Annotated in this window: 11 protein-coding genes; 6 read left to right on the top strand and 5 right to left on the bottom strand. The window is 72.3% G+C overall.

The window, feature by feature from the left end:
* Positions 1 to 12 precede the first annotated feature (12 nt).
* Positions 13 to 2,151 carry an alpha-glucuronidase gene (locus B0E54_RS13340; RefSeq protein WP_234583715.1) on the top strand — a complete coding sequence of 713 codons (2,139 nt, stop codon included), beginning with the start codon at positions 13 to 15 and terminating at the stop codon, positions 2,149 to 2,151.
* 46 nt (positions 2,152 to 2,197) lie between these two features.
* On the opposite strand, the gene manD is transcribed toward B0E54_RS13340, so the two are convergent.
* Positions 2,198 to 3,406 (bottom strand): D-mannonate dehydratase ManD, encoded by a 1,209-nt coding sequence (gene manD / locus B0E54_RS13345; RefSeq protein ID WP_234583716.1) that lies wholly within the window; start codon positions 3,404 to 3,406, stop codon positions 2,198 to 2,200.
* 309 nt (positions 3,407 to 3,715) lie between these two features.
* Between manD and B0E54_RS13350 the strand changes: the two genes are divergently transcribed.
* Together B0E54_RS13350 and B0E54_RS13355 are read left to right on the top strand one after the other, a co-directional pair.
* A complete protein-coding gene (locus B0E54_RS13350; RefSeq protein WP_234583717.1) occupies positions 3,716 to 5,101 on the top strand; it encodes a PHB depolymerase family esterase in 1,386 nt (461 codons plus the stop codon).
* Between the two features lie 33 nt (positions 5,102 to 5,134).
* Positions 5,135 to 6,547, top strand: a complete 1,413-nt coding sequence (locus B0E54_RS13355; RefSeq protein WP_234583719.1) for an endo-1,4-beta-xylanase — start codon at positions 5,135 to 5,137, stop codon at positions 6,545 to 6,547.
* Between the two features lie 67 nt (positions 6,548 to 6,614).
* Here B0E54_RS13355 and B0E54_RS13360 read toward each other — a convergent pair whose 3' ends face one another.
* Entirely contained in the window at positions 6,615 to 7,310 is a 696-nt protein-coding gene (locus tag B0E54_RS13360) for a methyltransferase domain-containing protein (RefSeq protein ID WP_234583720.1), read from the bottom strand.
* 28 nt (positions 7,311 to 7,338) lie between these two features.
* Here B0E54_RS13360 and B0E54_RS13365 point away from each other — a divergent pair, with 28 nt between their 5' ends.
* Positions 7,339 to 7,743, top strand: a complete 405-nt coding sequence (locus B0E54_RS13365; protein WP_234583722.1) for a MerR family transcriptional regulator — start codon at positions 7,339 to 7,341, stop codon at positions 7,741 to 7,743.
* On the opposite strand, the gene sthA is transcribed toward B0E54_RS13365, so the two are convergent.
* From sthA to B0E54_RS13380, 3 genes are all read right to left on the bottom strand, one after another.
* Positions 7,740 to 9,143 carry a Si-specific NAD(P)(+) transhydrogenase gene (gene sthA / locus B0E54_RS13370; protein ID WP_234583724.1) on the bottom strand — a complete coding sequence of 468 codons (1,404 nt, stop codon included), beginning with the start codon at positions 9,141 to 9,143 and terminating at the stop codon, positions 7,740 to 7,742. The genes B0E54_RS13365 and sthA overlap by 4 nt on opposite strands.
* A 119-nt stretch (positions 9,144 to 9,262) precedes the next feature.
* Positions 9,263 to 9,901, bottom strand: a complete 639-nt coding sequence (locus B0E54_RS13375; protein ID WP_234583725.1) for a response regulator transcription factor — start codon at positions 9,899 to 9,901, stop codon at positions 9,263 to 9,265.
* The gene (locus B0E54_RS13380) at positions 9,898 to 11,100 is read right to left on the bottom strand and encodes a sensor histidine kinase (protein WP_234583727.1); all 1,203 of its coding nucleotides are present in this window, start codon (positions 11,098 to 11,100) and stop codon (positions 9,898 to 9,900) included. The genes B0E54_RS13375 and B0E54_RS13380 overlap by 4 nt, the downstream gene beginning before the upstream one ends.
* Positions 11,101 to 11,247: 147 nt before the next feature.
* Between B0E54_RS13380 and B0E54_RS13385 the strand changes: the two genes are divergently transcribed.
* Both B0E54_RS13385 and B0E54_RS13390 read left to right on the top strand, forming a co-directional pair.
* Complete coding sequence (locus tag B0E54_RS13385) at positions 11,248 to 12,006, top strand: ABC transporter ATP-binding protein (protein WP_234583728.1); 759 nt, start codon at positions 11,248 to 11,250, stop codon at positions 12,004 to 12,006.
* Positions 12,003 to 14,537 (top strand): FtsX-like permease family protein, encoded by a 2,535-nt coding sequence (locus B0E54_RS13390; RefSeq protein ID WP_234583729.1) that lies wholly within the window; start codon positions 12,003 to 12,005, stop codon positions 14,535 to 14,537. Before B0E54_RS13385 ends, B0E54_RS13390 begins: the two co-directional genes overlap by 4 nt.
* Positions 14,538 to 14,549: the final 12 nt, after the last annotated feature.

Consider the following 14,549-nt stretch of genomic DNA (forward strand, 5'->3'; position numbering starts at 1 on the left):
CCGGGAGGACGCGTGAACGCGCACGAGTCGATGCACCTGGAGGAGCCGGTGTTCGTGGCGGAGCCGCGCGACATCGAGGAACCGCGCGTACACCCCGCCTGGCTCCCACCGGAGGCGTTCCGCGCGCTCGGCGCGCGCCGCGTCCTCGTGCACGGCGACGGGCTGCTCGTCGACACCGTCCTCGACGAGGTGACCCGTGCCTGCGCGCGCTACGGCGGGCGGGTCTGGCATTCCCCCTCCTGGGACGTCGACGTCGACCTGGTGCTCACCCTGCGCGACGCCGACGAGCTGCCCAGCGCCGCGGTCGAGGCGGCGCGGTCGGCGGGGGAGGCGGCGCTCGTCGACCTGGGCGACGGTGCGACGCTCGGCGACGAGGGGTTCCTGCTGGCCCGCGCCGGCGAGACGACAGTGGTGCTCGCCGACGCGCCCGCCGGCCTGCTGTACGGGCTCTTCCACGTCGTACGGCTCTGCGCGGCGGCCTTCGACCCGGCCCGCCCACCCGAGCTGCACCGGCCCGCGCTGCGCCGCCGGATGCTGAACCACTGGGACAACGTGGCCGTGCACCCGGTGATGGGTCAGGTCGAACGGGGGTACGCGGGCGGCTCGATCTTCTGGGCCGATGGCCGTCCGCGCGGGGACCTGGCCCGGATCCGGGAGTACGGGCGGCTGCTGGCCGCCAGCGGGATCAACGCGATCTCGGTGAACAACGTCAACGTGGGTCACGCCGAGGCGCTGCTGCTCACCGACCGGCTCGGCGACGTGGCGCGGATCGCGGACGTGCTGCGCCCGTACGGCATCCGGGTACACCTGTCGGTCACCTTCGCCGCGCCTGTGGTTCTCGGTGGACTGTCGAGCGCCGATCCGTTCGACGAGGAGGTACGCGCCTGGTGGGCGGCCACCACCCGGCGGGTGTACGAGCGCATCGACGACTTCGGCGGCTACGTGGTGAAGGCCGACTCGGAGGGGCAACCCGGCCCGTTCACCTACGGGCGCGACCACGCCGACGGGGCGAACCTGCTCGCCGAGGCCCTCGCCCCGTACGGGGGAGTGGTGCACTGGCGGGCGTTCGTCTACAACCATCACCAGGACTGGCGGGACCGTTCCACCGACCGGGCGCGGGCGGCGTACGACCATTTCGCCCCGCTCGACGGGCGGTTCCGCACCAACGTGGTCCTGCAGGTGAAGTTCGGCCCGGTGGACTTCCAGACGCGCGAGCCGGTCTCGCCGGTGCTCGCCGCCATGCCGGCCACCCGGATCGCTGTCGAGTTGCAGGTCACCCAGGAGTACACGGGTCAGCAGCGGCACGTCTGCCACCTCGGGCCGTGCTGGAGCGACGTGCTGCGCTTCGCGCCCTGGGGCCCGGGTGGGCGGACGATCGCCGACCTGGTCACCGGGGAGGCCGGCAAGGGCGGTGGCCTGGTCGCCGTCGCCAACACCGGCGACGACCCCTTCTGGACGGGGCACCCGCTGGCCCAGGCCAACCTGTACACGGTCGGCCGGCTCGCCTGGGATCCGCTGCTCGACCCGACGGCGGTCCTCGACGAGTGGATGACGTTGACGTTCCCGCCGTCGGCGACCGCCGAGCCGGAGCTGGTACGACGGACGCTGCACGAGATCATGGACGACTCGTGGCGGACGTACGAGCGGTACACCGCCCCGTTGGGCGTCGGCTTCATGGTCCATCCCGGCGACCACTACGGCCCCGACGTCGACGGGTACGAGTACTCGCGGTGGGGCACGTACCACTTCGCCGACCGGGACGGTGTCGGCGTGGACCGCAGTCGCGCCTCGGGCACCGGCTTCGCCGGCCAGTACCCGCCCTACTGGGCGCAGGTGTACGAGTCGCCCCGCACCTGCCCGGACGAGCTGCTGCTCTTCTTCCACCACGTCCCGTACACGCACGTCCTGCACAGCGGCTCCACAGTCATCCAGCACATCTACGACACCCACTTCGCGGGCGTCGAGGAGGTGGCGGTGATGCGGCGGCGGTGGCAGACCCTGAACGGGATGATCGATCCGGCCGTGTACGAACGGGTGGCCGAACGCCTCGACGAGCAGCTGCGCTGCGCCACCGAGTGGCGGGATCAGATCAACACGTACTTCTTCCGCAAGTCCGGGGTGCCCGACGCGCGGGGGCGGCGCATCCACTGACCCGGCCGGCCCGATCGGGCCGGCCGGAGCACCGGCGCCGGCGTGCTCACCAGGGGTGCACGGTCCCGTCCTCCAACCGGTTCACCGGCAGGTACGCGGGCGCGTACGGGTAGCGGGCCGCCGCCTCCTCGTCGATGTCGACGCCGAGGCCGGGGGTCTCGGCGGGGTGCAGGTAGCCGTCGGCGTAGTGGTAGCCGTGCGGGAACACCTCGTCGGTCTGCGCGGTGTGCCGCATGTACTCCTGCAGGCCGAAGTTGGGGATCGAGATGTCGAGCTGAAGCGCGGCGGCCATGCACACGGGCGACAGGTCGGTGGCGCCGTGTGAGCCGCTGCGGACGTGGTGCAGCGCGGCGAGGTCGAAGATGCGACGCAGGTGGGTGATGCCGCCGGCGTGCACCACCGTGGCCCGGATGTAGTCGATGAGCTGTTCCCGGATGAGCTGCGCCGCGTCGAAGACGCTGTTGAAGACCTCACCAACGGCGATCGGGGTGGTGGTGTGCTGCCGGATCAGCCGGAAGCCCTCCTGCAGGTCGGCGGGGACCGGATCCTCCATCCAGGTCAGCGCGTAGGGCTCCAGGCTCTGGCCGAGCCGGGCCGCCTCGATGGGCGTGAGCCGGTGGTGCACGTCGTGCAGCAGCCGCAGGGTGGGGCCGAACTCGTCGCGGACCCGGGCGAACACGGTGGGCACATGGGTCAGGTAGCGCGGCGTCGACCAGGTGGCCTCGCTGGGCAGCGCCGCGTCGGCCGGCTCGTAGAAGAGCTTGTCGGCGCTGACCCCGTACGTCTTGGGCAGGCCCGGCACACCGCACTGCACCCGGACCGCCCGGTAGCCGAGGTCGACGTAGCGGGCGACCTCGACCAGGACCTCCTCGACGGTCTCGCCGTTGGCGTGGCCGTACACCGTGACGCCCTCGCGGGACCGGCCGCCGAGCAGCTGGTAGACCGGCAGGCCCGCCACCTTGCCCTTGATGTCCCACAGCGCGGTGTCCACCGCGGCGATCGCGCTCATCGTGACCGGCCCGCGCCGCCAGTACGCGCCCTGGTACAGGTACTGCCAGGTGTCCTCGATCCGGGCCGGATCCCGGCCGATCAGCAGCGGCGCCACGTGGTCGCGCAGGTACGACGCGACGGCCAGCTCCCGGCCGTTGAGGGTGGCGTCCCCGACGCCTGTGACGCCCTCGTCAGTGACGATCTTGAGGGTGACGAAGTTGCGGCCCGGACAGGTCACGATGACCCGGGCGTCGACGATCTTCACTCGATCTCCTTCGTGCCCGCGGGAGTCGCGTGAGGACGCTCGCAGGGGGTGCGTGCGAGGGCGGTCTGCCTATCGGGAACGTGCCGATAATATCCCGCCGGCTGCCGGTGGTGAATGGTGTTGCTGAGCGGGGAGTGCGTGCAGGTGACGGCCCAATCCCTTGCACCGAAAGGTTTCCGGGAACCTTGACAATCGAGTGCGCTCGATTGAAGCTGACGTTGGTCACGCGAGCCGCGGTCACGGTCGGGCGAAGGGCAGTCCTCGACTCACCCCCCTTCCATGCGCCATTCTCCCGAGGAATCGCGAACCATGACACTGAAGACAAGGCTGCTCGGCGTCCTCACGGCGGTCGCGACAGTCGCCGCCGCGGCGCTGACGTTCGCCAGCCCCGCGTCGGCCGCGACGCTCACCCAGGTGACCGGCTTCGGCAACAACCCCACAAACCTCCAGATGCACCTGTACGTCCCGGACCGGGTCGCATCCCGGCCGGGAATCCTGCTCGCCCTGCACTACTGCACCGGGACGGGCCCCGCCTTCTACTCCGGCACGCAGTACGCGTCCCTCGCCGACCGGTACGGCTTCATCGTCATCTACCCGTCCGCGACCCGCAGCAGCAAGTGCTGGGACGTGGCCTCGCCGCAGGCGCTGCGCCGAGGTGGCGGCAGCGACCCGGTCGGGCTCATCTCGATGATCGACTACGTCAAGCAGCGGTACTCCGCCGACCCGGACCGTGTCTTCGCCACCGGCACCTCGTCGGGCGCGATGATGACCAACGTCATGCTCGGCGACTACCCGGACGTGTTCGCGGCGGGCGCGTCCTTCGCCGGGGTGCCGTTCGCCTGCTTCGCCACCGGGGGCACCTCGGAGTGGAACAGCGAGTGCGCGAACGGGCAGTCCATCAAGACCGCCCAGCAGTGGGGTGACCTGGTCCGCGGCGCGTACCCCGGCTACACCAGCCGGCGACCGCGGATGCAGATCTGGCACGGCACCAGCGACGAGACCCTGCGCTACCCGAACTTCGGCGAGCAGGTCAAGCAGTGGACGAACGTGCACGGCCTCAGCCAGACCCCGACGTACACCGACTCCCCGCAGTCCGGGTACACCCGCACCCGGTACGGCAGCAGCGGCCCGATGGCGCCGGTCGAGGCGATCAGCATGCAGGGCGTCACGCACAACATCCCCGTCGACGCGGCCCAGGTGATCCGCTTCTTCGGGCTGGACGGCACGACGCCCCCGACGACGCCGCCCCCGACCACGCCGCCGCCGACCACGCCTCCGCCGACGACGCCTCCGCCCACGACGCCGCCTCCGACGACGCCGCCGCCGACCACGCCGCCCCCGACGACTCCGCCGCCGACCACGCCGCCGCCGGGTGCGGGTGCGTGCCGCGTCGGATACACGGTCAACGCCTGGAACTCGGGTCTCACCGCGAGCGTGATCATCACCAACACCGGGACCGCGGCCGTCAACGGGTGGGCGCTGACCTTCACGCTGCCCAGCGGCCAGGCCATCACCAACGGCTGGAACGCCACCTACTCCCCGACGAGCGGAGCGGTCACCGCCCGCAACGTCTCCTACAACGGCACCATCGCCCCGAACGCGTCGGTCGAGATCGGGTTCCAGGCCACCCACACCGGCGGCACCGGCAAACCGTCGTTGTTCGCGCTCAACGGGGCCACCTGCGCGGTCTCCTGACCACCCACCACCATCGACAAACGGAGTCACACGATGAGCAGAACGAGATGGAAGGCGGCCTCGAGAGCCGTGCTCGCGCTGACCGGCGCGGGCGCTCTCGCCGCCGGCATGGCAATGGTCCTGGTGACGCCCGCGTCCGCCGGAACCACCCTGGGCGCGTCCGCTGCGGAGAAGGGCCGCTACTTCGGTACGGCGGTGGCCGCGTACAAGCTCTCGGACAGCGCGTACACCACGATCCTGAACCGTGAGTTCACCATGGTGACGGCCGAGAACGAGATGAAGATCGACGCCACCGAGCCGCAGCAGGGCCGGTTCAGCTACGGCTCGGCCGAGCAGATCGTCAACCACGCCCGCAGTCACGGGATGCAGGTACGCGGTCACACCCTGGCGTGGCACGGCCAGCAGCCCAGCTGGATGCAGGGCATGAGCGGCAGCGCCCTGCGACAGGCGATGCTCAACCACATCACCCAGGTGGCGACGCACTTCCGGGGGCAGATCTATTCCTGGGACGTGGTGAACGAGGCGTTCGCCGACGGCAACTCCGGAGGACGCCGCGACTCGAACCTCCAGCGCACGGGCGACGACTGGATCGAGGCCGCGTTCCGTGCCGCGCGGGCGGCGGACCCGGGCGCGAAGCTCTGCTACAACGACTACAACATCGACAACTGGACCTGGGCCAAGACCCAGGGCGTCTACAACATGGTGCGGGACTTCAAGTCCCGCGGTGTGCCCATCGACTGCGTGGGCTTCCAGTCGCACTTCAACAGCGACTCGCCGTACGTCAGCAACTACCGCACCACGCTGTCGAGCTTCGCGGCGCTGGGCGTGGACGTCCAGATCACCGAGCTGGACATCCAGGGCGCTCCGGCGAACACCTACCGCAGCGTGACGGAGGACTGCCTCGCGGTGGCCCGCTGCAACGGGATCACGGTGTGGGGCATCCGCGACAGCGACTCGTGGCGGTCGTCGCAGACCCCGCTGCTGTTCAACAACGACGGCTCGAAGAAGGCCGCGTACGACGCGGTCCTCGCGGCGCTGAACAACGGCACCCCGCCGCCCACCACGCCTCCGCCGACCACCCCGCCGCCCAGCGACCCGCCGCCCACCACGCCCCCGCCGAGCGACCCGCCGCCCACGACCCCGCCTCCGGGACAGGGTGGCTGCACCGCGACGGTGACGGTGAACCAGTGGACCGGCGGCTTCGTGGCGAACGTGCGGGTGACGGCCGGCTCGTCGGCTCTCAACGGGTGGACCGTGACGATCGCGTTGCCGTCCGGCGCGACTGTCACCAACGCCTGGAGCGCCACCAACACCGGTAGCACCGGCACGACGACCTGGAAGAACGTGTCGTACAACGGTCAGGTCGGCGCGGGACAGTCCACCGAGTTCGGGTTCCAGGGCAACGGCACCGCCGGCAGCCTCAGCCCGACCTGCGCGGCGGGCTGACGGAACCCCGGCCGGTGCGGAGGTCGGCCCGGACCCTCCGCACCGGCCGGCACGTCCCGGCCGGGGGCTATCTCCGGGCGGCGACGAGGAATATCGGCACGGCGACGAAGATCCGGTTCCTGCGCGCGCGCTCGGCCTGCTCGGCGAGCCAGCTCTCGTCGTCGGTGATCCGTCGCAGCACGGCGATGGCCCTGTCATCGGTGAACATGGCCGTGTGCACCTCGACCACCGGGTCGGTGAACCCGGCGTCGAGCAGCAGGTTGCGATACCGACGGGCAACGCGCGGCGACGGGAGCGAGTCGGCCTTGGCGTGCACGAGACGGCGGGTCGTCTCCGACTGATCCGAGTCGATGGCGATCAGGTCCCAGTCCTGGCCGATGAGCACGGCCCGCCCGCCCGGCGCGAGTACCCGACGGGCCTCGTCGACGGCTCGCGCCGGGTCGTCGAGCAGGTGCAGCACCTTGTCCGCCCGATAGCAGGTGGCCGAGCCGGTCTCCAGCGGCAGCTCGGCGGCGTCGCCGACGTGGAACTCGCCGGCGGGCCAGCGCCGGCGGGCCACGGCGATCATGTCGGGGTCGAGGTCGACGCCGACGGCGTGAGCCCCGTGTTGGGCCAGCTCGGCGACGGCACGGCCACTGCCGCAGCCGGCGTCGACGACGGTCCGGCCGCTGAGGTCGCCGAGCAGCTCGTAGGAACGGCCGCGTAGTGCGACGGCCGCGGGCTCGCTCTCGATGGCATCGAGGACAGCTAGAAGACTGGACATGCCGGCCATGGTCGGACTTAATGTCGACATGAAGTCAAGCCCGATGACGATCGGCGAGGCGGCCGACCACTTCGGCCTCCCAGCGCATGTCCTGCGGCACTGGGAATCGGTGGGCCTGCTCTCGCCCGCCCGCGTCACCGGCCGCCGCCGCTACACCCGTGACGACCTGTACCGGGTGGCCTCGATCCTGCGCGCGAAGCAGGCCGGCCTGTCGCTGCCCGACATCCGGGCGTTCCTCGCCGCGCACGACCCGGCCGCCCGCAAGGACGTGCTGCGCCGCAACCACAGCGCGCTGCACGCCAGGATGACGGCGCTGCGGTCGGCGCTCGATCTGCTGGAGGCCGGGTTGAACTGCACGCACGAGGACATCTCGACCTGCCCGAACTACCGCGCCCACCTCACGGAGCTGGTGGACGTCGGCGTCCCGGGCTAACCGTCGATGCGGGTGATGTTGCGGATCTTGTTGGACGCGTCCAACGCGGCTACCTTGTACGCCTCGGCCAGGGTCGGGTAGTTGAACACGGCGTCGACCAGGTAGTCGATCGTGCCGCCGCAGCCGATGACCGCCTGACCGATGTGGACGATCTCGGTCGCCGCGGTGCCGAACACGTGCACCCCGAGCAGCCGGCCGTCCTCGGGGGAGACGAGCAGCTTCAGCATCCCGTACGAGTCGCCCACGATCTGGCCGCGCGCCAGCTCGCGGTAGCGCGCGACGCCCACCTCGAAGGGCGTCGACGCGTCGGTCAGCTCGGCCTCGGTCTGCCCGACGAAACTGATCTCCGGGATGGTGTAGATGCCGATGGGTTGCAGGCCGTGCATCTCCCGGATCGGCTCGCCGCAGGCGTGCTGCGCGGCCAGCCGGCCCTGCTCCATCGAGGTGGACGCCAGCGCCGGGAAGCCGATCACGTCGCCGACGGCGTAGATGTTGTCGACCGGGGTGCGGTAGTTGGCGTCGACAGCGATCCGGCCGCGCCGGTCGGCCTGCAACCCGGCCGCCTCCAACGCCAGGTCGTCGGTCTGGCCCTGGCGGCCGGCCGAGTACATGACGGTGTCGGCGACGATCTTCTTGCCGCTCTTGAGAATGCACAGCGCCGCCGTCTGGTGCTTCTCCACCGCGGCGACCTCCTCGCCGAAGCGGAACGCCACCGACAGGTCGCGCAGGTGGTACTTCAGCGACTCGACGATCTCCTCGTCGCAGAATTCCAGCATCCGCTCGCGGCGCTCCACGACTGTCACCTTGGTGCCGAGGGCGGCGAACATCGACGCGTACTCCATGCCGATCACACCGGCGCCGACCACGACCATGCTGCGGGGGACGGCCTGGAGGTTGATGACGCCGTCGGAGTCCACGATGGTCCGGTCGTCGAAGTCGACGCTGTCCGGGCGGGCCGGGCGGGTGCCGGCCGCGATGATGGCCTTGTCGAACGTCACCTTCGACTCGCGCCCGGAGCCGGCGTCGACCCAGATGGAGTGCGCGTCCGCGAAGCGCCCGGTCCCGGTGATCATCGCGACCCGGTTGCGGGCGAGCTGGTTGCGGATGACGTCGGTCTGTCGGGTGATCACGTGCTGGGTGCGGGCGGCCAGGTCGCTGACCGTGATCTCCTCCTTGACCCGGTAGCTGCTGCCGTACAGGTCGCGCTGGCTCAGACCGGTCAGATAGAGCACTGCCTCGCGCAGCGTCTTGGACGGGACGGTGCCGGTGTTGATGCACACCCCGCCGATCATGTCGCGGCGGTCCACGATGCCGACCCGCCTGCCGAGCTTGGCGGCGGCGATCGCGGCCTTCTGACCGCTGGGTCCGGAGCCCAGCACCAACAGGTCGTAGTCATACACGATCGCTAGCGTCGCAAGATGTCGCCGTGGACGCCAGACCCCGGACGCGAGCGTTACTTGTCTGCCACCACGCGGACACCGCCGTTCGCCGCAGGCCGGCCAGTTCTTGTGAAACAGGCCTAGCCGACGAGGCGGCGTTCCCAGGCCCAGGCGGCGATCTCGACGCGGTTGCGGGCCGGGAGCTTGGTCTGCACGCTGGCGAGGTGGGTCTTGACGGTGCCGACGGCGATGAAGAGCCGGCCGGCGATCTCCGCGTTGGTCAGGCCCCGGGCGACGAGCTTCACGACGTCGAGTTCGCGCGGGGACAGGCCGACGTCGTCGCGCGGCGCGGTGGGCGGGCTGAGGTGCTCCAGCAGTCGTACGGTGATGGACGGGCTGATCAGCGCGTCGCCCGAGACGGCAGCGCGGACCGCCTCGACGAGCAGCGCCGGGCCGGAGTCCTTCAGGAGAAACCCGCAGGCGCCGTTGGACAGCGCGGTGTGCACGTACTCGTCGAGGTCGAAGGTCGTCACCACGACCACCCGCGCCGGGTCGGCGACGCCCGGCCCAGCGAGCAGCCGCAACGCCTCCAGGCCGTCCAGGCGGGGCATCCGGATGTCCAGCAGCACCACGTCCGGGCGTAGCCGTCGGACCATCTCGACGGCGGCGACCCCGTCGGCGGCCTCACCGACCACCGCCATGTCCGGCTGCGCTGAAATGATCATGCTGAAGCCGGTCCGGACCATCGCCTGGTCATCCGCGATCAGCACCCGAATCATCGGGTCACCGCCGACCGCAGCGGGAACGCGGCGTCGAGCACCCAGCCGCCGGAGATCCCCGGCCCGGCGGTGATCGTGCCGCCGAGGGCGCGTACCCGCTCGGTGAGGCCCAGCAGGCCGAAGCCGTGCCCCCGGGCGGGAGCGGTACGCGGGGTGGCGCCGTCGTCGGCGACCCGGACCAGGAGCCAGTCCGGCGTACGACGTACGGACACGGCCACCGACCGGGCGTCCGGGGCGTGCTGGCGGGCGTTGGTGAGCCCCTCCATCACCACCCGGTACGCCGAGGTCGACACCTCCACCGGCAGCTCGTCGAGCGGGCCGTCGACGTACAGCCGGGCCGGCGCGTTGGTGGTGTCGTTGTGGCCCTCCACCAGGGGTGCGAGATCGGCCACGCCGGCCAGCGGGGCCAGCGGCGCGTCCGGCGGGGCGTCCGGATTGCGCAGGACGCCGACCATCCGTCGCATCGAGGCCATCGTCTCGGCGCCGGCCCGCTCGATCTGCTCCAGGGCGACGATCACCCGTTGCGGGTCCTGCTCGGCGACGAACCGGGCACCCTGCGCCTGGACCACGATGCCGGTCACGTGGTGGGCGATGAAGTCGTGCAGGTCACGGGCGAACTCGGCGCGCTGCTCGGCCCGTACCAGCGCGATGGCCCGCTCCCGCCCGGCGGCGACGACGCGCAGGTAGATCCCGACGGCGGCGGCGCCGACCGCGGCGAGCGCCTGGAGCAGCCCGAAGATCACGTACACGTAGTCGGCGCCGGCGCGCAGCGGCAGCGCGGCGGCAGCGAGCGCGGCGAGCACCGCCGCCCACGGAGCGAGCCGCGCGGCGGCCCACCGGGTCACCACGAACACCACCGCGATCATCCCGGCGGACTCGGCCAGCCCCCAGCTGCCGCCCAGCAGATAACTGCCGCTCGTGCGGAGCACCAGGAAGCCGAAGGTGACAGCGAGTGAGACGGTGCCGAGCGCGAGCGCCGCGAGCGGCAGGGATCGGGACCCCTGCCGGTGCACGGGCAGCCAGACCACAGCGGTCATCAACGCCAACCCCACCTGCAGGAGGGCGCGCAGGGCGTCGGCGGCGCTCGCCCCGGTGTAGAGGCCGTACCGCAGGTCGAAGGCACCGAGCAGGGCCAGCGCCGCCAGACCGGCGAGCTGACCCAGGCGTACCCACCATGTCGAGAATCCCGGCGCGTTCATCGTGACCCAGCGTAGCCAGACGGCCGGCGCGGGCAGATCGGCCGAAAGACAGACCCGGCGCGGGCGTTCCCCGACCGCGGGCCGATGCGGCTCCCGCCCGGCGCGGGCGAGTCTTCCCGTGTCACATCGCAGCCACTGGAGGAACCCATGACAACCCACGCCCCGCCGCCGACCGGGCAGGCCGCCGTCGCCGCGGTCGACCTGGTCAAGGTGTACGGCAGCGGCGACACCGCGGTCCGCGCCCTGGACGGCGTCTCGGTCGGCTTCGGCCGGGCCGAGTTCACCGCGATCATGGGCTCGTCCGGGTCGGGCAAGTCGACGCTGATGCACTGCCTCGCCGGCCTGGACACGGCCACCTCCGGCCGGGTCCTGCTCGGCGGTACGGAGCTGACCGGTCAGTCCGACCGCACGCTGACCCGTGCGCGCCGCGACCGGATCGGCTTCGTCTTCCAGTCGTTCAATCTGCTGCCGCAGCTCACCGCCGCGCAGAACATCACCCTGCCGCTGGACCTCGCCGGCCGCGAACCCGACCGTGACCTGCTCGCGCGCCTCGTCGACGTGCTGGGCCTCGGGCAGCGGCTCGGGCACCGGCCCAGCGAACTCTCCGGCGGCCAGCAGCAGCGGGTGGCGCTGGCCCGGGCCCTGGTGTCGCGGCCCGAGGTCGTCTTCGCCGACGAGCCGACCGGCAACCTCGACTCCCGCTCCGGGGCGGAGGTCCTGACCATCCTGCGCGACTCGGTACGCGACCTGGGTCAGACGGTAGTCATGGTCACCCACGATCCGATCGCGGCCGCGTACGCCGACCGGGTGGTGCTGCTCGCCGACGGCCGGGTCGCCGGCGAGATCGACGAGCCGGACCAGGGCTCGGTCACCGACGCGCTGCGTGAGCTGGCGGTTCCCGCGTGAGAGCCACGGTGCTGCGTACCCAGGTGAGCGCCGCGGCCCGACGCCCGGGCCGACTGATCCTGACCGGCCTGGCGATCCTGGTCGCGTCGTTCGTCGTCTTCGGCACCGTGCTGGCGCAGGAGATCACCGAACGGACCGCGCGGGACAACCTCAGCGGCACGCCGGCCGCCACCGACCTGGTCATCGGCGACCCGCAGCAGCCGCCGCCCACCGTGGCGACGCTGCGTGCCGTCCGGGCCCTGCCGGGTGTCACCGAGGCGGTGGGCCGGACGACGCTCGGTGTCTCCCTCGCCGAGGGCTACCTCAACCTGCGCACCGACCCGGGCGTCGGCCCGCTGGCCACGGTCCGCCTGGTCCAGGGCAGCTACCCGGACCGGCCCGGCGAGATCGCGGTGACCCGCCGTACGGTCGAGCGGCTGGGGTTGGCGGTCGGGACCGTGACCACCGGCACGGGCGGCGACGTCACCACCGGGGCGCCGCTCACCGTCACCGGCGTGGTCGACACCCCCGACGACGGTGGCTTCGACGCGTACGCCCCGGACGACGTGGTGGCCGCGTGGGGTCACGTCGGTGCTGTCGAGCGGATCGACGTGCGGAGCGCCGCCGGCGCGGCGCAGGCGGTTCGCGACCGGGTGGCCGCGGTGGTCCCGGCCGATCAGCCGATCCGCTCCGGCGCCGAAGTGCGCGACGCCGAGGCCGACGCGGCGGCCGAGCAGGTGGGGAGACTGTTCGCGCTTGTCGGAATGTTCGTCGCGGTCGCGGTGGTCGCCGCGGCGCTGGTGGTCACCTCGACGTTCCGCATCGTCTTCGCCCAGCGGATGCAGCATCTCGCGCTGCTGCGGGCGGTGGGCGCGGGGCGCAGCGGGCTGGTGGTCGCGCTGACCGCCGAGGGTGCCCTGACCGGGCTGGTCGCGGGTGTCGTGGGGGTCGCCGGCGCCCTCGCCGCCGGGCAGGTCCTCCCCGTGGTCCTGCGCGCCTCGGGCATGGCGGTCTCGTCGCCCGGCCTGTCGCTGGGGGCGGCGGTCGCCGTGGTGCTCGGCGCGGTGGTCCTCACCGTGGTGGCGGTCCTGGCGCCGGCGTTCTCCGCCGCCCGGGTCTCGCCCCTGGAGGCGTTGCGGGCGGCGAGCGTGACCGCCGGGCGGCGCGGCATTTCAGCGCCGCGTCTGGTGTCCGGCGGGCTGCTGGTCCTCGGCGCGCTGCTGGCCGGCGTCGTCGCGGTGCGGCGGTTGCCGACGCCGGGCCAGGAGTCCTACGACCCGAGCGCGCCGCTGTTGCTGCTGGTCATCTCGGGAGCGCTGGCGTTCTTCGCCCTGGTTGCCCTCGGGCCGCTGCTGGTGCGCCCGGTGCTGGCCGTGGCGGGTTGGCCGCTGCGCCAGGTCGGGCCGCTGGGGCGGCTGGCGGTCGGCGGGATCGGTGGCACGCCCCGGCGGGCCGCCGCCGTCTCCGTCGTGGTCGCGCTCGGCGTGACCCTGATCTCCGGGGTGGTCATCGGCGGCGCGTCGATGCGGGTCGTCGCCGATCGGGACATGGCGCTGTCCGCGCCGGCCGACTTCGAGGTGTCCTCCGGTGACGGTACGACCCTGCCGGTCGCCGTGGTGACGAGGGCGCGGGCGGCGAGCGGCGCGCTGACCCGGGTGGTGCCGTACCGGATGGTCCACGACGTCGCGCTGATGCGGGGCGCCGATCGGCTCGGCGACGGCGAGTCCGGGTACTCGACGACCGACCTCGACCTGTCGGCGCTGCCGACCACTGCGGCCCTGGACGTGGCGCAGGGCACCCTCGCCGACCGTGGACCCGGCCGGGTCGTGCTCGGTGACTGGGTCGCCCGCGACGCCGGGCTGCGGGCCGGCGACACCGTCACACTGGCCCGCGACGGACGGACTGTCGACGTACGGGTGTCGGCGGTCCTGCCCGACCGTGGCCCCCTGTACGCGGGCATCGTCGTCGACCGTGCCGACCTGGACCGGATCGGCGGGCCGACGGCGTACACCGGTCTGCTGGCCGACGCGGCGCGGGCGGGTGAGGACGGTCGCACCGCCGGGGTGCGGGCGCTGCGGCAGGCGATCGGGAACGGCGCCGGCCTGGGCATCGGGGTGCTCGCCGACGAGCGGGACCGCAACGACGCGGTGCTGAACGCCCTGGTCTGGATCACTGCCGGTCTGGTCAGCCTGACCGTGCTGATCGCCGTGGTCGGCGTGGGCTCCACGACCGCGCTGTCGGTCGTCGAGCGGGTCCGCGAATCCGGGCTGCTGCGCGCCGTCGGCCTGTCCCGGGCGGGACTGCGCACGATGCTGACCGTCGAGTCCGGTCTCTACGGGGTGATCGGGGCGAGCTTCGGTCTGCTGCTCGGCGTCCCGTACGCCTGGTTGGCGGTGCGGGCGCTCGGGCTCAACGCGCCGCTGTCGCTGCCGGTGCTGTCGCTGGTCGGGCTCTTCGCGGCGCTGGTCGGGCTGACCGCGCTGGCCGGCGTGCTGCCGGCGCGGCGGGCGTCGCGGGTCAGCCCGGTGGTGGCGCTGGGCGTCGAGGGCTGAGCGTGCGGGGCG

The sequence above is a fragment of the Micromonospora sp. MH99 genome, assembly GCF_021442385.1.
In the GTDB taxonomy this organism is placed as follows: domain Bacteria; phylum Actinomycetota; class Actinomycetes; order Mycobacteriales; family Micromonosporaceae; genus Micromonospora.

Excerpts from the sequence above, each read along its gene's own strand:
- B0E54_RS13350 (WP_234583717.1), top strand. The coding sequence starts at position 3,716 with ATGACACTGAAGACAAGGCTGCTCGGCGTCCTCACGGCGGTCGCGACA.
- B0E54_RS13355 (WP_234583719.1), top strand. The coding sequence starts at position 5,135 with ATGAGCAGAACGAGATGGAAGGCGGCCTCGAGAGCCGTGCTCGCGCTG.
- B0E54_RS13360 (WP_234583720.1), bottom strand. The coding sequence starts at position 7,310 with ATGTCCAGTCTTCTAGCTGTCCTCGATGCCATCGAGAGCGAGCCCGCG.
- B0E54_RS13365 (WP_234583722.1), top strand. The coding sequence starts at position 7,339 with ATGAAGTCAAGCCCGATGACGATCGGCGAGGCGGCCGACCACTTCGGC.
- B0E54_RS13375 (WP_234583725.1), bottom strand. The coding sequence starts at position 9,901 with ATGATTCGGGTGCTGATCGCGGATGACCAGGCGATGGTCCGGACCGGC.
- B0E54_RS13380 (WP_234583727.1), bottom strand. The coding sequence starts at position 11,100 with ATGAACGCGCCGGGATTCTCGACATGGTGGGTACGCCTGGGTCAGCTC.
- B0E54_RS13385 (WP_234583728.1), top strand. The coding sequence starts at position 11,248 with ATGACAACCCACGCCCCGCCGCCGACCGGGCAGGCCGCCGTCGCCGCG.